At 71.8% G+C, this 16,893-nt stretch carries 17 protein-coding genes; 11 read left to right on the top strand and 6 right to left on the bottom strand.

Annotated features, from left to right (window positions below):
- The first annotated feature begins 4 nt into the window (after positions 1-4).
- The 7 genes from VE614_RS11040 (at position 5) to VE614_RS11010 (ending at position 6,311) form a co-directional block, all read left to right on the top strand.
- A complete protein-coding gene (locus VE614_RS11040; RefSeq protein WP_324935228.1) occupies positions 5-592 on the top strand; it encodes a TlpA disulfide reductase family protein in 588 nt (195 codons plus the stop codon).
- Between the two features lie 46 nt (positions 593-638).
- Positions 639-1,361 carry a cytochrome c biogenesis CcdA family protein gene (locus tag VE614_RS11035; RefSeq protein WP_052414125.1) on the top strand — a complete coding sequence of 241 codons (723 nt, stop codon included), beginning with the start codon at positions 639-641 and terminating at the stop codon, positions 1,359-1,361.
- 3 nt (positions 1,362-1,364) lie between these two features.
- A complete protein-coding gene (gene resB, locus VE614_RS11030; protein ID WP_324935226.1) occupies positions 1,365-3,101 on the top strand; it encodes a cytochrome c biogenesis protein ResB in 1,737 nt (578 codons plus the stop codon).
- A complete protein-coding gene (ccsB, locus tag VE614_RS11025) occupies positions 3,098-4,210 on the top strand; it encodes a c-type cytochrome biogenesis protein CcsB (RefSeq protein ID WP_324935224.1) in 1,113 nt (370 codons plus the stop codon). The genes resB and ccsB overlap by 4 nt, the downstream gene beginning before the upstream one ends.
- 80 nt (positions 4,211-4,290) lie before the next feature.
- The gene (locus tag VE614_RS11020) at positions 4,291-4,896 is read left to right on the top strand and encodes an RNA polymerase sigma factor (RefSeq protein ID WP_324935222.1); all 606 of its coding nucleotides are present in this window, start codon (positions 4,291-4,293) and stop codon (positions 4,894-4,896) included.
- Positions 4,893-5,822: a CU044_5270 family protein gene (locus VE614_RS11015; protein ID WP_324935220.1), complete on the top strand. Its 930-nt coding sequence runs from the start codon at positions 4,893-4,895 to the stop codon at positions 5,820-5,822. The genes VE614_RS11020 and VE614_RS11015 overlap by 4 nt, the downstream gene beginning before the upstream one ends.
- Before the next feature lie 39 nt (positions 5,823-5,861).
- Positions 5,862-6,311 (top strand): SRPBCC domain-containing protein, encoded by a 450-nt coding sequence (locus VE614_RS11010; RefSeq protein WP_324935218.1) that lies wholly within the window; start codon positions 5,862-5,864, stop codon positions 6,309-6,311.
- Here the strand turns inward: VE614_RS11010 and VE614_RS11005 are convergent, their stop codons facing one another.
- The 4 genes from VE614_RS11005 to VE614_RS10990 form a co-directional block, all read right to left on the bottom strand.
- Positions 6,312-7,853 (bottom strand): hypothetical protein, encoded by a 1,542-nt coding sequence (locus VE614_RS11005; protein WP_324935216.1) that lies wholly within the window; start codon positions 7,851-7,853, stop codon positions 6,312-6,314. It abuts the gene before it with no gap.
- Positions 7,853-9,952, bottom strand: coding sequence for a hypothetical protein (locus tag VE614_RS11000; RefSeq protein ID WP_324935214.1), 2,100 nt, complete (start codon positions 9,950-9,952; stop codon positions 7,853-7,855). The genes VE614_RS11005 and VE614_RS11000 overlap by 1 nt, the downstream gene beginning before the upstream one ends.
- A gap of 132 nt (positions 9,953-10,084) precedes the next feature.
- Positions 10,085-10,543, bottom strand: a complete 459-nt coding sequence (locus VE614_RS10995; protein WP_324935212.1) for a nucleoside deaminase — start codon at positions 10,541-10,543, stop codon at positions 10,085-10,087.
- Between the two features lie 203 nt (positions 10,544-10,746).
- On the bottom strand, positions 10,747-11,724 hold the full coding sequence (locus VE614_RS10990; protein WP_324935210.1) for a quinone oxidoreductase family protein: 978 nt from the start codon (positions 11,722-11,724) through the stop codon (positions 10,747-10,749).
- 109 nt (positions 11,725-11,833) lie between these two features.
- On the opposite strand from VE614_RS10990, the gene VE614_RS10985 reads away from it, so the two are divergent.
- Complete coding sequence (locus VE614_RS10985) at positions 11,834-12,178, top strand: transcriptional regulator (protein ID WP_324935208.1); 345 nt, start codon at positions 11,834-11,836, stop codon at positions 12,176-12,178.
- A gap of 86 nt (positions 12,179-12,264) precedes the next feature.
- Positions 12,265-13,212, top strand: coding sequence for a DMT family transporter (locus VE614_RS10980; protein WP_324935206.1), 948 nt, complete (start codon positions 12,265-12,267; stop codon positions 13,210-13,212).
- On the opposite strand, the gene VE614_RS10975 is transcribed toward VE614_RS10980, so the two are convergent.
- Positions 13,109-13,990 carry a LysR family transcriptional regulator gene (locus tag VE614_RS10975; RefSeq protein ID WP_324935204.1) on the bottom strand — a complete coding sequence of 294 codons (882 nt, stop codon included), beginning with the start codon at positions 13,988-13,990 and terminating at the stop codon, positions 13,109-13,111. The genes VE614_RS10980 and VE614_RS10975 overlap by 104 nt on opposite strands.
- Position 13,991: 1 nt before the next feature.
- Complete coding sequence (locus VE614_RS10970; protein WP_324935202.1) at positions 13,992-14,312, bottom strand: PLD nuclease N-terminal domain-containing protein; 321 nt, start codon at positions 14,310-14,312, stop codon at positions 13,992-13,994.
- A gap of 89 nt (positions 14,313-14,401) precedes the next feature.
- Here VE614_RS10970 and VE614_RS10965 point away from each other — a divergent pair, with 89 nt between their 5' ends.
- Positions 14,402-15,859, top strand: coding sequence for a menaquinone biosynthesis decarboxylase (locus tag VE614_RS10965; RefSeq protein WP_324935200.1), 1,458 nt, complete (start codon positions 14,402-14,404; stop codon positions 15,857-15,859).
- On the top strand, positions 15,856-16,764 hold the full coding sequence (mqnP, locus tag VE614_RS10960; protein WP_324935198.1) for a menaquinone biosynthesis prenyltransferase MqnP: 909 nt from the start codon (positions 15,856-15,858) through the stop codon (positions 16,762-16,764). Before VE614_RS10965 ends, mqnP begins: the two co-directional genes overlap by 4 nt.
- The last annotated feature ends 129 nt before the right edge of the window (positions 16,765-16,893 follow it).

Genomic DNA, 16,893 nt, shown 5'->3' with positions numbered 1-16,893 from the left:
TCACATGAGTGCCGCCAGCCGTACCACCCTGCTCGCCGCCGGTGCCGCCGTCGCCGTGCTGACGCTGTCCGCGTGCACGTCCGGGGGAACCTCGGGCGCCGGTGACACCAACCTCGTCACCGGCAAGGAAGGCATCGCCACGGCGGCCAAGGGCGAGCGCGCCAAGGCCCCCGAGCTGTCCGGGGAGACCCTCGACGGCAAGCGTCTCAGCACCGCCGACTACCAGGGCAAGATCGTGGTCCTGAACTTCTGGGGCTCCTGGTGCGGACCCTGCCGGATCGAGGCCAAGAACTTCGAGAAGGTCTACGAGGACGTCAAGGACCAGGGCGTCCAGTTCGTCGGCGTCAACACCCGCGACACCAGCGTCACCCCGGCGCTCGCCTTCGAGAAGGAGCAGGGGATCACCTTCCCCAGCCTGTACGACCCGACGGGCAAGCTGATGCTGCGCTTCGAGAAGGGCACCCTCAACCCGCAGCTGATCCCCTCCACACTGGTCATCGACCGGGACGGGAAGATCGCGGCGCGTGCCCTCTCGGCCCTCAGCGAGGACAAGCTGCGCGGCATGATCGAGCCGGTCCTGGCGGAGAAGTGACGTGAGCGCCACTCTCGCCGCCGCGACGGACTACAACGGCACGGTGATGCACGGCGCGCTGCTGCTCGCCCTGCCGATCGCCGTGCTCGGCGGTCTCGTCTCCTTCTTCTCGCCGTGCGTCCTGCCGCTCGTCCCCGGCTATCTCTCCTATGTCACCGGGGTCAGCGGCACCGACCTCGCCGAGGCCCGGCGCGGGCGGATGGTGGCCGGCGCCTCCCTCTTCGTCCTCGGCTTCACGGCCGTCTTCGTCTCCGGCGGGGCGCTGTTCGGCTACTTCGGCTTCACGCTGCGCGAGCACCAGGACACCCTGTCCAAGGTGCTCGGCGTGCTGATGGTCCTCATGGGCGTGTTCTTCATGGGCCTGATGCCCTGGCTCACCCAGCGCGAGTTCCGCTTCCACAAGCGGCCCGCCGCCGGGCTCCTCGGGGCGCCCTTCCTCGGCGCGCTGTTCGGCATCGGCTGGACGCCGTGCATCGGCCCGACCCTCGCCTCCGTCCAGGCCCTCTCCTTCGAGCAGGCCAGCGCGGGCCGCGGCGCCCTGCTGACCGTCGCCTACTGCCTCGGTCTCGGTCTCCCCTTCGTGCTCGCCGCGGTCGCCTTCCGCAAGGCCCTCGGTGCCTTCGGCTGGGTCAAGCGCCACTATGTCTGGGTGATGCGCATCGGCGGCACGATGATGATCGTCACCGGTGTCCTGCTGCTGACCGGTGCCTGGGACCGCTTCGTGCAGGAGATGCAGACCTGGTCCGACGGCTTCACTGTGGGGATCTGATCCATGAGCAAGACGACAACCAGCGCCCCCGAAGGCCAGGAGAAGGGCCCGGAGAAGGGCCCGGAGAAGGGCCATGACGCGGACCAGGACCTCGGTGCCGCGGGCTCCCAGCTGTCCACCGCGCCGCGCGAGGAGGCACCCCACCTGCCCGCGCTGGGGGTGCTCGGCTGGATCCGCTGGTTCTGGCGGCAGCTCACCTCGATGCGGGTGGCCCTGCTGCTGCTCCTGCTGCTGTCGCTGGCGGCGATCCCCGGCTCGCTGATCCCGCAGACCGGCATCGACGCCACCAAGGTCGAGGACTTCCGCGAGCAGCACTCCACCCTGGCCCCGCTCTACGACAAGCTGGGCCTCTTCAACGTCTACAGCTCGGTGTGGTTCTCCGCGATCTACATCCTGCTGTTCCTCTCCCTCATCGGCTGCATCGTCCCGCGCACCTGGCAGTTCGTGGGGCAGCTGCGCGGCCGCCCGCCGGCCGCCCCCAGGCGGCTGACCCGGCTGCCCGCGCACACCACCTGGCGCACCGAGGCGAAGCCGGAGGAGGTGCGGCGGGCGGCGCTGGAGATCGTGAAGCAGCGCCGGTTCCGCGCCCATGTCGCCGGTGACGCGGTCGCCGCCGAGAAGGGCTATCTGCGCGAGGTCGGGAACCTCGCCTTCCACATCGCGCTGATCGTGCTGCTGATCGCCTTCGGCTGGGGCCAGCTGTTCAAGTCCGAGGGCAACAAGCTGATCGTGGAGGGCGACGGATTCGCGAACATCCTCTCCCAGTACGACGACTTCAAGTCCGGCAGCCTCTTCCACAACGACGACCTGGAGCCGTTCAGCTTCGACCTGGAGAACTTCACCGGCACCTACGAGACCTCCGGCCCCAACAAGGGCACCCCGCGCACCTACCAGGCGGAGCTGACCTACAGCGAGGGCGCCTACGGCGAGGAACGCAGGACCACCGTCAAGGTCAACGAGCCGCTGGAGATCGGCGACGCCAAGGTCTACCTGGTCAGCCACGGCTACGCGCCCGTGGTCACGGTCCGCGACGGCAAGGGCAAGGTCGTCTACCAGGACGCCGTGCCGCTGCTGCCGCTCGACGGGAACGTCACCTCCTCCGGCGTGGTGAAGGTGATGGACGGCTACAAGGACGCCAGGGGCAAGAGCGAGCAGCTCGGCTTCAACCTGTTCTTCCTGCCGACCTACGGCGGCGGCACGATGCTGTCGCAGTTCCCCGCGCTGGTGAACCCGATGCTCGCGGTCTCCGCCTACCACGGCGACCTCGGCGTGAACTCGGGCATCCCGCAGAGCGTGTACCAGCTGGACAAGACCCACCTCCAGGAGTTCAAGAACGACAAGGGCGAGCTGCTGAAGAAGCAGCTGAAGCCCGGTGACACCCTGACGCTGCCGAACGGCGCCGGCTCGATCACCTTCGAGCGGGAGGTCAGGGAGTGGGCCGGCTTCCAGGTCGTGCAGGAGCCGGGTGGCATCTGGGCGCTCGCCGGTGCCGTCATCGCGATCCTCGGCCTGTCCGGCTCGCTGTTCATCCAGCGCCGGCGGGTGTGGGTGCGGGCGACCGAGGGCCCGGACGGCGTCACCGTGGTCGAGATGGCCGGGCTCGGCCGCAGCGAGTCCGCCAAGCTGCCCGAGGAACTGGGCGAGCTGGCCGCGATCCTCTACGAGAAGGCACCGGGCGCGCCCGATGCCGACGACCCCTCAGAATCCCCCGTACCTGCCGAAGGGTCTGACCACAAGTGACTCTCGCCGCCGCGACGAACGAAAGTCTCGCGAACCTCAGCAACACGCTGATCTATTCCGCGATGGCCGTCTACACCCTGGCCTTCTTCGCGTACATCGCCGAATGGCTCCTCGGCAGCCGCAGCAAGGTGGCCCGCACCGCCGCCGCGCTCACCCCGGGCAGGGCGGCGGCCAAGGCCGGTCCGGCCGTGACCGTGCAGAAGGCGGGCGGCACGGCCGTGCTGGAGCGGCCGCAGGTCACCGTGCGGGCGCAGGCCGGGGCGCGGGACGTGCCCGACGGGCCGGGCGCGCACGGCGGGACCGAGAAGGGCGACCTCTACGGACGTATCGCCATCTCGCTCACCGTGCTCGCCTTTCTGCTGGAGTTCGGCGGGGTGTTCGCGCGGGCCCTCTCGGTGGAGCGGGCGCCGTGGGGCAACATGTACGAGTTCAACATCACCTTCTCCACCGTCGCCGTGGGGACGTACCTCGTGCTGCTGGCGCTGAAGAAGAACGTCCGCTGGATCGGGCTGTTCCTGATCACCACGGTCCTCCTCGATCTCGGCCTCGCCGTCACCGTCTTGTACACCGCCAGCGACCAGTTGGTTCCCGCTCTCCACTCGTACTGGCTGTACATCCACGTCTCCACGGCGATCTTCTGCGGCGCGGTCTTCTACCTGGCCGCGGTCAGCACGGTCCTCTACCTCTTCCGCGACTCCTACGAGAACAAGCTGGCCCGCGGCGGCAAGCCCGGCCGCTTCGCCTCCTCGGTCCTTGAGCGGCTGCCCGCCGCGGCCTCGCTGGACAAGTTCTCCTACCGCATCAACGCGGCGGCCTTCCCGCTGTGGACGTTCACGATCGTCGCCGGTGCCATCTGGGCGGGCGACGCGTGGGGCCGGTACTGGGGCTGGGACCCCAAGGAGGTCTGGTCCTTCATCACCTGGGTCGCCTACGCCTGCTACCTGCACGCCCGCGCCACCGCCGGCTGGAAGGGCCGCAAGGCCGCCTACCTGGCGCTGGCCGCCTTCGGCTGCTGGCTGTTCAACTACTACGGCGTGAACATCTTCGTCTCGGGCAAGCACTCCTACGCCGACGTCGGCCTCGGGGCGCTCCAGGCCGTCGGGTTCTGACGCCCCGCAGCAACAGAAGGCCGGTTGCCGTGACCTGAGTCACGGGAACCGGCCTTCGTCGTGCGGACAGGCAAGGAGACGTGGACACGAATCTGCGGAAACGCATCCGCGCGGGGGACCACGACGCCTTCGGGGAACTGTTCGACGCCTACGCCCGCTCCGTCTACAACCACGCCTTCCGGCTCACGGGGGAGTGGGCGGCGGCCGAGGACATCGTCTCCCTGACCTTCCTGGACGCCTGGCGGCTGCGCTTGCGGCTCGACGCGGAGGGCGGGTCGGTGCGGCCCTGGCTGCTGGGCATCGCCACCAACGTCACGCGCAACACCCGCCGCGCCGCCCGGCGGCACGCGGCCGCGATGGCCCGGCTGCCCCGCGACGAGCCGGTGCGGGACTTCGCCGACGAGATCGCCGGGCGGCTGGACGACGCCGCGCAACTGGCCGCCGTACGGACCGCGCTGGCCCGGCTGCGGCGGGCCGAGCGGGAGGTGCTGGCGCTGTGCGTGTGGTCGGGGCTGGACTACCGGGCGGCGGCGGTGGCGCTGGGGGTGCCGGTGGGGACCGTACGGTCGCGGCTGTCACGAGCACGGGCAAAGCTCGCGAAACACATGGAACCGCCTTCGGGGCGCGGACAGATGAAAGGTGACCGCACCACCGCGGTCAGGCCCATCAGGGAGGGGAACCGATGAACCAGCTTCCCGAACGAGACCTTCCGCCGGGCCGTCACCGACTCCTCAAGGAGCATCTGATGACCGAGATCCGGCACACCGGCGAAGCCCCCGCCCACCCCCGCCGCAGGTGGCTGCGCCCCGCCCTGGTCGCGGGCACGGTGGCCGCCGTCACCGCCGTGGCACTGACCGTGGCGGTGCCGTCCGGCGGCGACTCGCCCGCGCCGCCGTCCAGCGCGACCGTCGCGGTGCTGGAGGACATCGCGCTGGCGGCCGAGCACCAGGGCGGGCGGTACGGCGAGATCCGGGACGACCAGTTCGTGTACATCGACAGCAAGGTCTCGTACTCCCGGACCGGGGAGGGGATGAAGACGAAGATCCCGCCGCTGCACCGGCAGGAACTCTGGGTCACGGTGGACGGCGAGCACACCGGGCTGAAGCTGGAGGAGGGGGAGGCACCGATGCGGATCGAGCCCGACGTCAGGCGCGGCGGGCCCGGGTGGGAGGTCTCCTCCTTCTACCGCCACCTGGAGACGCTGCCCACCGACCCCGACGCGATGTACGAGTACCTGCGTCAGACCGCCCCCAAGTACAGCGGCCAGGAACCCGACCAGGCCATGTTCGTGCTGGTCGGTGGCCTGATGCGGAACGCGATCGTGCCGCCCGCGCAGGCCGCGGCGCTCTACCGCGCGGTCGCCAGGATCCCCGGGGTGACCATCGTCGAGAACGCGGTCGACGCCGCAGGGCGCAAGGGCGTCGCGATCACCCGGGAGGACCCCGACAACCCCAGCCGGGACGAGTGGATCTTCGACAGGAACACCTTCCAGTTCCTGGGGCAGCGGACCGTGGCCAGTGAGGACTACTCGGACGTGAAGGAGGGCACCGTCACCAGCAACACCGCCGTCCTGCGCCGCGCCGTGGTCGACGAGCCGGGGCAGCGGCCGTAACCACGTGCACATCCCCCGGCCAGGGGTCACGCTGGTGTCATGACCGGAAAGACCGGACCGAAGACCGGACCGAAGACCGGAGCGCAGGCCGGATCGATCGAGCAGGGCACCAGCCAGACCCACGGGAACACGCACATCCTGCACTTCACGGTGCGGCTCCGGGGGGCCATGGAGGCGGTCTGGTCCGCGTTCTCCACCCCGGAGGGGCTGGCGGCCTGGTTCACCCCGGCCGACGAGCTGGAGCCCCGGCTCGGTGGTGCGGTCACTCTGCGTGACCTGGGGTCCGGCAGGGTCACCGCCTGGGACGTGGACCGGGTCGCGGAGTACACGGTGGAGGGCGCGGGCCGGATCCGCTTCCATCTGGAGCGGGACGGCGAGGGGGCGAGTGTGCTCCGGTTCACGCACGAGTTCGAGGGGGAGGGGGAGTCGGAGTCCGGCTGGCGGACCCGCTTCGAGCGCCTGATCGGAATCCTCCCGTCGTCCTCGTGATTACGACGGGGGCAGGCACTCCTTCCCCGGCGGCTTCCCCTCCGGCCAGGCGATCTGCACGAACCGCGCCCGCCCCCGCGGGGTCAGCTCGACGATCGGCACGGCCTTGTCGTACGGGTTGCCGTGCACGTCCAGGCAGATCCACCCGCTGGCCCCGTTCACCCGCAGGGAGCCCTTCACCTGCGGCCACTGGAGTCCCACATCCGTCAGCGGCGGGTCCGTCCGGCCGTCCGGAGTGGCCTCGCGGATGCCGTGGACGGCGAGCCGCATCGCGTCGTAGGCGATGATCAGCTGGCCGTCCTCCAGGGAGACCGGGCCGATCGGCCCGACGGGCTCGCCCCTGCCGCTCGCCAGCAGGCCGTTCAGCGCCGCGGTGTCGGCCGCCGAGCCGCCACTGGGCACCGGGTCCTTCGTGAAGGCGTCCGGGTGGGCGAGGGCGGTGTAGCGCACGGAGAGGTTGCGCAGGGCGTCGCGGTCGAGGTCGTGGTCGCCGGTGAGGTAGGAGCCCTCGTCGCCGGTGAGGACGGTGAACCTCCGGTCCTGGCAGCCGCGTCCGCCGAGGGCGTTGACGAACTGCCGCAACTGGGTGTGCCGTCCGGCGAAGAGGATGGTGTCGGTCGCCCGGGAGGTGTCGCACACCAGGTGGGTGATCTGCCGGAAGGTGTTGGCGGTGGTGCCCTCCCGGCTGCGGTCGGCGGGCGGGGTGAACGGCTGCGGCTCGTACGGCGAGCCCTCGATGAGCCGGGAGAACGACTCCTGGAGGGTGCGCGTGTACGGGTCGCCCGGCTTGTCGTAGACCAGCAGGGCCCGCCCCGCCGTGACCTTGGCGAAGGAGGCGAGCGCGCGGGCCTCGTCGGTGTTGGTGGGGGCGACCCGGGCGAGGCCGGGGAACGGATCGGTGCCGTTCTGCCCGTTGGCGAGGTCGTCGGCGGTGATGGAGGACCCGATCACGGGGATGCCGCGCCGGGTCAGTTCCCGGACGGCGTTCTTGGTGTTCTCGGTGCTCTGCCCGACGCCGGTCACCGCGCGCAGCCGCTCCGGCCCCTTCGCCAGCTCCGCCAGCCGGCCGACGGTGTGCTCCCAGTGCTGCCCGCCCGCCCCGAGGTTGGCCAGCGCCAGCCGGATCGCCGGGGTCTGCCCGTTGGCGGAGTGGTTGGCCTGGTACTGCGCCAGATAGGTGCCCTGGAGCTGGTGGAGGACGTGGTTGACGGTGTCGCGGTCGGTCGCGGTGAACGGCTCCAGGAGGGCGACGGTGACATAGCTCCCCTCCTTGAGGGAACGGTTCTCCCGGTCGATCGCCGCCAGCAGCTCCCGCAGCCGAGGCTGCCCGAAGTCGTACGCCGTCGTCGACACGCCCACGCACTCGTCACTGCCCTCCAGGCGTACGACACCGGGGGCGCAGGACCGGTCCTCGCGGGTGACCGTGCGGACGGCGAGCACCAGTCCGGCCACCAGAGCGGCGGACAGCAGCAGGGCCAGATACCGGCGCAGCGGGATCTCCCAGACGTCCTCCCGCAGCCGGACCCGGAATCCGCGTCGCATCACGCACCCCCAGCGTTTCGGTCGTCGTCGTCCTCCGGCAGCCGCAGCGGCCGTCCGGCGAGGGCGTCCTCGGGCCACTCCCGGGAGGCCCGCCACAGCAGCGCGTTGCCCGCGGGCCGCAGATTGGACAGCTGCTCCAGCTCGAACCGCAGCCGGTCGCACACCGTGGCGTCCGGCAGCACCAGCGGGTCGGACAGCTGCCACACCGCGTGCAGCAGCCGCCGCACCCGCAGATGCAACGCCGGGTCCGCCCCGGCCGGCACCGGGTGCTCCGCGTCGGTCCGGCCGAGCGCGACCGCCGCGCGCCGGTCGCCCTGCCCGGTGAAGTCGCGGCCCCGGTCGTCGTGGGCGTGGAAGTAGGGCGCGGAGGCGACGAAGCGGAGGGTGGCCAGCCAGGTGCGCGTGTCCAGGGCGGGGAAGGCGCCCCGGAGATGGCCGATGGCGGAGGCGTCGGCGCCGAGGGCGAGCTGGTGGTGCAGCCGGTAACCGGCCCGTACGGCGTCGTCCCGTTCGGGCGCGTAGTGCCGGATCAGCGTCTCGTGGGCCCGCCGCCAGCGGGTGTGGTCGGCGTCCAGGTGGTGCAGCCGGAGCAGCAGCAGCGTCCGCACGAACGGATCCCCGACGAACTGCCCGGCGGTCACCGGCAGCCCCTCCTCCGCGAGCCGGGTCTGCAGGGCCCGTACGTCCGCGGGCCCGAAGTCGTCCGGGAGCAGCGCGTCGGCGAGGGCGCAGGCGGAGTCGTAGTCGTGCGCGGCGGCGAGGACGGTGAGTTCACCGAGCCGGTCGGCGGGGACGAGCCGGTCGAGGAGCTCCCGGTAGGCGGGCACGCCGGGCTGGTCCCGGGTGAGCCGTACCTCGCCGGTCAGCAACGCGGCCGGCGAGGCCGCCTCGGGCAGCCGCTGGGCGGCGGCCTCGGCGAGGACGGTGATGCCGAGCGGATTGCCGCCGGTCAGCCGGTGCGCGGCATGCGGCAGCTGGGGCGGCACGGGCAGCTCGCCGCACGCGGCGCCCACGATGTGGAGGGTGTCGTCCGGGCTGAGCGGCGGCAGCGACACCAGCAGCGCCCGCGAGGACGGCGCCCCCGCGTCCGGGGTCCAGTCGGTGCGCCGCGCCAGCTCGGACAGCTCCCGCCGGACGGCGCTGCGCAGGAACTCGCCGGTGCCGCGCAGCCCGGCGACGAACACCACCCGGTCGGCGATGTCCTCGGCGCGGTCGCGCAGCACGGCGTCGACGAGCCCGGGACCGGGCGGGCTCTGCGCGTTGTCGACGAGGATCAGCGGGCGCCCGATGCGCTGCATGCGGGGCAGCACCCCGGCGTAGGCGTCGGTGAGGTCGGCGAGCAGGGCCCGTACGAGATAGCGCTCGGCGTGCTGCCGGGAGGTGCCGCCGGCCCGGAAGTGGCCGGAGAGCAGCATGAGTCCGCGCCGGGCGTGCCCGCCCGCGTTGGGATAGTCCCGGTACCAGACGGAGGCCCGCTGGTGCCGCCGGTTGCCGAACCCCTCGGACAGCGAGTCGAGGGTGGCCTCGATGGCGGCGGTCAGCAGCTGCCCGGTCCCGGACACGGCCGTCACCACGTTCGCGGCGACCCGCCCGGCCCACCGCCCGGCGATCCCCGACAGCCACGATCCGCTCTCGTTCAGCAGCAGGATCCGCTCCACCTCGCGCCGGATCCGCTCCGAGTCGGCGTCGCCCCAGCCGCCGGCCGCGACCGCGACCAGCCCCGACATCAGCCGCGGGAACTGGATCCGCCCGGCCCCGGTGACCGGCGCGGCCAGCTGCTCGGCGATGACGAGCAGCGCCTGCCCGAGCGGTGACCACGCCTCGGCGGGCCGCCCCGAGGGCGGTGCCGCGAACTCCACGGCGGCGCAGTCGACCAGCGCGACGGGCGTGTGCCCCCGGTAGGCCTCCTGCAACTCCTCCAGTACGGCGCTCTTGCCGAGCCCGCGGGCGCCGGTGAGCACGACGAACGGCACCTCGCGCGGGTGCTCCACGGGCACCGCGCGGTGCTGGTGCGGACGTAACCCCACCAGCCGCGGCACGAGACCGGCCGGATCCGTCCCGAACAGTGCCCCGCGCCCGTGCAACCGTCTGTGCGCCACCGCACCTCCCCCGTTCGACGCGGTCCCCAACTTCAGGTTAAGGAGAGGGAGTTGATTCGGACCAGGTCGCGTGGTGTCCGTTGGGTCACGAATTCGGCGGGAGGCCGGCCACCGGTGGTCGGGGGCGGGGGCTCACTCCCCGACGTCCTCGTTCCACAGCTCCGGACGCTCCGCCACGAAAGCCCTCATCAGCGCCACACACCCCGGATCGTCCAGCAGCACGATCTCCACCCCGTGCGCGGCCAGCCAGTCGTGGCCGCCCCGGAAGGTGACGGCCTCGCCGACGACGACCCGGGAGATGCCGAACTGACGGACCAGCCCGGAGCAGTACCAGCACGGGGAGAGGGTGGTGACCATGGTCGTGCCCCGGTACGACCGCTGCCGCCCCGCCGCCCGGAAGGCGGCCGTCTCCGCGTGCGTCGCGGGATCGCCGTCCTGGACACGGCGGTTGCGGCCCCGTCCGAGGAGGGCGCCGTCGGGGCCGTAGAGCGCGGCGCCGATGGGGATGCCGCCCTCGGCGAGACCGGCACGGGCCTCGGCGACGGCGGTGGCGAGCCAGGCGCGCGCGGTGTCCGGGTCCAGGGGTTCCATGCCCTCATCCTTCCCCGAACGGCGCCCGGGCCGGACGGCGTTCGAAGGCCGTTCGACGGTCGGTAACGCCCCGGTCACCGCCACGCACCGCGGCGCTGGGGTTGTGCCGGGAGGGACGGTCATGGTCGCTGCGCCCCAGGTGTGGCGGACGGGGTCCGGCGGCGGGCCGGGCCGCGCGGCGCTGGACCGCGGTGGGGGCGGGCTCAGCCGGCGCTGACCCGCAGCAGCAGCTTGCCCGTGCTGGACCGGCTGCCCATCAGCCGGTGCGCCTCGGCCGCCCGCTCCAGCGGGAACTCCGCCGTGACCGGCAAGGACACCGTCCGGTCGGCCACGGCGGCGAACGCCTTTCCGGCGAGGGCGCGCAGTGCGGCCGGGGCGGTGGCGGCGAGGCTGAGGACCGAGAAACCGGAGACGGTCAGGCCGGTACCGGCGAGGTCGGCCTGCCCCACCGCCCAGGGCGCGGCGCCGCTCGCGTTGCCGAAGGAGACGAGCCGTCCGAAGGGCGCGAGGGAGGCGAGGGAGGCGTTCAGGGTCTCCCCGCCCACGGGGTCGAGGGCCAGGTCCACGCCCCGCCCGCCGGTCGCCGCCCGTACGGCCGCCGCGAAGTCGCCGACGAACACCTCGTCGTAGCCGTGCCGCCGCGCGTACGCGGCCTTCTCCGCCGACGACACCACGCCGTGGACGGCGCCCGCGCCCGCCGCCCGCGCGAACTGGCCCACCGCCGTGCCGATTCCGCCCGCCGCGCCCTGCACCAGCAGGGTCTCGCCGGGCTGGAGCCGCCCGACGGTGTGGACGAGCGCGTACGCCGTCGGCAGCACCGTCGGGAGGGTGGCGGCGGTGCGCAGACCGATGCCGTCGGGGAGCGGGAAGACGGCCGCCGCCTCGGCCACCGCGACCTCGGCGTAGCCGCCGCCCCGCGTCAGCGCGGTCACCTCCTGGCCGGCGGACAGGCCGTCGACTCCCGTGCCGACGGCCCGGACGCGGCCGGAGACCTCCAGGCCGGGGACGTAGGGCAGGCTCGGCACCCGGTAGCCCTCCGCGCGGGCCTTGAGGTCGGCGAAGTTCACCCCGGCGTACGCCACCTCGATGCTCACCTGCCCCGGGCCGGGCTCGGGCGTGCCGGTCTCCACCGCCTTGAGGACGTCAGGACCGCCGTACTCCTGGAACTCGACCGCACGCATGGGCACACTCCCGCCGACAGACTGTTCAATCAAAAGCGAACAGTCGCCGAGTGTATGGTTCTGATCGAACACTCCGCAAGGGAGACGGCAGGGAGACGGGAGACACGGCGTGGCGCAGCGCAACCCCACCGGTCATCGGGCCGCCCCCGAGCACACCCACCCCGACGACGTGCCGGTCCTCACCGCGCTCGCCGCGCTCGCCGATCCCGTCCGCATCACCCTGGTCCGGGAACTGGCCGGCTCGCCCGAGTGGAGCCGGGCCTGCGGCAGCTTCGACGTGCCCGTCGGCAAGGCCGCCCTCAGCCACCACTTCGCCGTGCTGCGCGGTGCCGGGCTCGTCGAGCAGCGCGACGAGGGACCGCGCCGGGTCAACCGGCTGCGGCGGGCCGAGTTCGAGGCCCGCTTCCCGGGGCTGCTGGAACTGGTCCTGCGCGCCGAGACGGCCGCGACCTGAGGTCATCGCCGGGGCCGATGGGCCCATCGGCAGGACGCCCCACCGGCGCGTGGACCAGCACCGATGCCCGCTTCTAGCGTCGAGCCATGACCTCACAGAACAGGGGCACGGCCCAGCTCACCGCCGCCATGGTGCTCTCCGGGACCCTCGGCGTCTTCGTGGTCGAATCCGGCGCCTCGCCCTTCAACGTCGTCTTCTTCCGCGTCCTGTTCGGCGCCCTCGCCCTAGGCGGCTACGTCCTCGCCCGCGGCTGGCTCCGCGACCACGGCTTCACCCCGCGCACCCTCGGACTCGCCGTCCTCGGCGGCGTGTTCATCGTCTTCAACTGGGTGTTCCTCTTCCAGTCGTACGAGAGCACGTCCATATCCGTGGCGACCGTCGTCTACCACACCCAGCCGTTCTACGTGGTGCTGCTCGGCGCCCTGTTCTTCCGCGAACGGCTCACCGCCGCCAAGGTCGGCTGGATCGCCCTCGCCTTCGCCGGACTGATCCTCGTCTCCGGCGTCACCCCCGGCGACTTCTCCAGCGGCGGCGGCTACCTCCTCGGCATCGGCCAGGCCCTGCTCGCCGCGCTCCTCTACGGCCTGTCCACCCTGGTCACCAAGCGCATCACCGGCGTCCGCCCGCACCTGATCGCCCTCGTCCAGGTCCTCGTCGGCATCCCCCTGCTGCTGCCGTTCGCGAACTTCGCAGCGATGAGCGGCACCGGCGCCGACTGGGGCTGGCTGGCCGGGCTCGGCGTCATCCACACCGGGCTGATGTACGTGCTGATGTACGCCGCCTACGCCCAGCTGCCCACCGCCAAGATCGCCGTACTGGCCTTCGTCTACCCGGCGGTCGCCATGGTCATGGACTGGGCGGTGTACGGCCACCACATCGGCCTCGTGCAGGCGCTGGGCGTGCCGCTGATCGTGGCCGCGAGCCTGAAGGTCACCCTTGCTCGGACACCAGCTGCCGCGCCTGCTCCAAAAACAGCCGGGCGTGCGCCGGAAGCCGCTTCCCGGACCGCCACGCCAGCTGCGTCCGAAGCGTGAACGGCGGCTCCCAGTCCAGCCGTACCAGCACCCCCTCGGCGAGTTCGGCGGCGACCGTGATCTCGGGCAGCAGACAGACCCCGAGACCGGCCGCCGCCGCCCGCTTGGTCGCCTCGATCGTGCCGAACTCCATGAACGACACGGGAGCCAGCGAGGTCAGCTCCCGCTCGAACAGATCGCGGTAGGCGCAGCCGGGCTCGGTGGCGAGGAGCGACTGGGCGGTGAGGCCGGCGGTGGAGACCGGGCTGCCCGCGAGGGGATGGCCCGGCGCGGCGACCAGGGCCAGCGGCTCCACCGTCAGCACCTCCGTCTCCAGACCCGGATGCGCGGTCTCCCGTTCCATCAGGAAACCCAGGTCGTAGGTGCCCTGCCGGAGGGCCTGCCGGGTCTCGTCGCCGATCGTCGTACGCAGCGACAGCCGGACCTTCGGATAGCGGTGGTGGAAGAACTCCAGCAGCGGGGGCAGCCGGTGGTTCGTCAGCGACTCCATGGTCCCGACCACCAGCGCGCCCGACGGCTCCTCGGCGCCCGCGACCGCCGCCTTCGCCTCCTCGGTCAGCTCCAGGATCTGCCGGGCGTACGGCAGCAGCCGCTCACCCGCCTCCGTCAGCCGGATCCGGCTTCCCAGCCGGTCGAACAGCTCCACGCCCAGCGACGACTCCAGGGCGCGGACCTGACCGGTCACACTGGACTGGGCGTACCTCAGCTCGGCGGCGGCCTGCGTGAAGCTCAGGACGGTCGCGACCTTCTCGAAGGTCACCAGCAGCCGCAGCTCCACGTCAGGGCTCGTCCCGCTTCTTCTTGTCCTCGTCGGGGTCGTCCTGGTCCAGGGACTTCAGGAACTCCGGATTGTCGTCCGGGGCCACCCACTGCCGGGAGCGGCCACCGGCCCGCACCCCCGACCAGCCGTCGGCGGCGAGCGCCCGCTTCTTGCCCGCGATCAGCCAGGAGATCGAGCCGACCAGCGGGAACAGCAGGACGAGGATCGCCCACAGCGGCTTCGGCATATGGCGGATGTCCTGCTCGTCCGTGCTGATGCAGTCGATGAACGCGTACACGCTCAGCGCCAGTGGCACGACGAACATCAGAACCCGGAGCATCGGTGCACCCCCAGTGGTACGGCGGTCGGGAACCGCGCATGCGGCCCCCGTGACGGGGCCAGGGTAGCCCCTCGGGGATACTTGACCCCATGGCTTACGACGATCTTCGCTCCCTGCTCAGGGCACTGGAGCGCGAGGGAGACCTGAAGCGCATCAAGGTGGAGGTCGACCCCCATCTGGAGGTCGGGGAGATCGTCGACCGGGTGAACAAGGCCGGCGGTCCCGCACTGCTCTTCGAAAACGTCAAGGGGTCGTCGATGCCCCTCGCCATGAACGTCTTCGGAACCGACCGGCGCCTGCTGAAGGCGCTCGGCCTGACGTCGTACGGCGAGATCAGCGACAAGATCGGCGGACTGCTGAGGCCCGAGCTGCCGCACGGGTTCGTCGGCGTCCGCGAGGCGTTCGGCAAGCTCGGCGCGATGACGCACGTACCGCCGAAGAAGGTGAAGTCCGACGGCGCGCCCGTGCACGAGGTCGTCCTGCACGGCGACGACGTCGACCTCGACCGGCTGCCCGCCCTCTTCACCTGGCCCAAGGACGGCGGGTCCTTCTTCAACCTCGGCCTGACCCACACCAAGGACCCCGAGACCGGGATCCGCAACCTCGGCCTGTACCGGCTCCAGCGCCACGACCGGCGCACCATCGGCATGCACTGGCAGATCCACAAGGACAGCCGCAACCACTACCAGGTCGCGGCGCGGCGCGGCGAGCGCCTGCCGGTCGCCATCGCCTTCGGCTGCCCGCCCGCCGTGACGTACGCCTCCACCGCCCCGCTCCCCGGCGACATCGACGAGTACCTCTTCGCCGGGTTCGTCGCGGGCAAGCGGATCGAGATGGTCGACTGCAAGACGGTCCCGCTCCAGGTGCCGGCGCAGGCGGAGGTCGTCCTGGAGGGCTGGCTGGAGCCCGGCGAGATGCTGCCGGAAGGCCCCTTCGGCGACCACACCGGCTTCTACACCCCGCAGGAGCCGTTCCCCGCGCTGAAGATCGACTGCGTGACGATGCGCAAGCGCCCGCTGCTCCAGTCGATCGTCGTCGGGCGTCCCCCGACGGAGGACGGCCCGCTGGGCCGTGCCACGGAGCGCTTCTTCCTCCCGCTCCTCAAGATCATCGTCCCGGACATCGTGGACTACCACCTGCCCGAGGCGGGCGGTTTCCACAACTGCGCGATCGTCTCGATCGACAAGAAGTACCCCAAGCACGCGCAGAAGGTCATGCACGCCATCTGGGGCGCGCACATGATGTCCCTGACCAAGCTGATCGTCGTCGTGGACTCCGACTGCGACGTCCACGACCTGCACGAGGTCGCCTGGCGGGCCCTCGGCAACACGGACTACGCCCGCGACCTGACCGTCGTCGAAGGCCCCGTCGACCACCTCGACCACGCCTCCTACCAGCAGTTCTGGGGCGGCAAGGCGGGCATCGACGCCACCAAGAAGTGGCCGGAGGAGGGCTACACCCGCGACGGCGGCTGGCCGGACATGGTGGAGTCCGATCCGCAGACGGCCGAACGGGTGACGCGGCGCTGGAAGGAGTACGGGCTGTGACCAGCGGTACCGCTTCCGCGGCGGTCCCCCAGCCGGGCCGGACCAGGGCCTTCCTGCGCCTGGTGATGATCGAGCACTCGGTCTTCGCCCTCCCCTTCGCCTACATCGCCTCCCTCACCGCGATGTTCCAGCTGGACAAGAACATCCACTGGGGCAAGCTGGCGCTGGTCACCGTCTGCATGGTCGGCCTGCGCACCTTCGCCATGGCCGTCAACCGGATCATCGACCGCGAGATCGACGCCCGGAACCCGCGTACGGCCCAGCGGGAACTGGTCACCGGCGCGATGTCCGTCAAGCACGCCTGGATCGGCGCCCTGATCGCCGTGGTGATCTTCCTGGGCTCGGCGGCCCTGCTGAACCCGCTCTGCCTGGCCCTGGCGCCGGTGGCGGTCGTTCCTATGGTCGTCTACCCCTACGGCAAGCGGTTCACGAACTTCCCGCAGGCCATCCTCGGCCTCGCCCAGGCGATGGGCCCGATCGGCGGCTGGCTGGCGATCACCGGCGAGTGGTCCTGGGACGCGGTCGTCCTCGGCCTGGCGGTCGGCATCTGGATCGGCGGCTTCGACCTGATCTACGCCTGCCAGGACGTCGAGACCGACCGCGAGATCGGCGTCCGCTCGGTCCCGGCCCGCTTCGGCATCCCGGCGGCGATCTGGGGCGCACGGGCGTGCCACGCCGTCACCACGGGGCTGTTCGTCTGGTACGCGCTGGCCACCGGCGCGGGCGGGTTCTTCTGGCTGGGCCTGCTCATCGTCGCGGCCGCCTTCGTCTACGAACACCGCATCGTCCGTCCCCACGACCTGTCCCGCCTGAACCGGGCGTTCTTCTCGACGAACGGGTTCATCGGGATCTCGCTCTTCGTGTTCTCCCTGCTGGACCTGCTGGTGCGGGGCCTCACGGTTTAGCCCGTTCGGGTGAGGGCGGGGCTGCCGGTCCGGCCGGACCGGCGCCGGAGTCCGCCCTGCCCGGGCTCTGTCCCCGCTGCCGCGGGGCTGGCCCGAGGGCGATTCCCATGAGCCCGTTCACCGCCGACT

Origin of the sequence: Streptomyces sp. (assembly GCF_035645055.1) — a bacterium.
Classification (GTDB): Bacteria; Actinomycetota; Actinomycetes; order Streptomycetales; family Streptomycetaceae; genus Streptomyces.
This window is presented reverse-complemented; position numbering and strand designations above follow the sequence as displayed.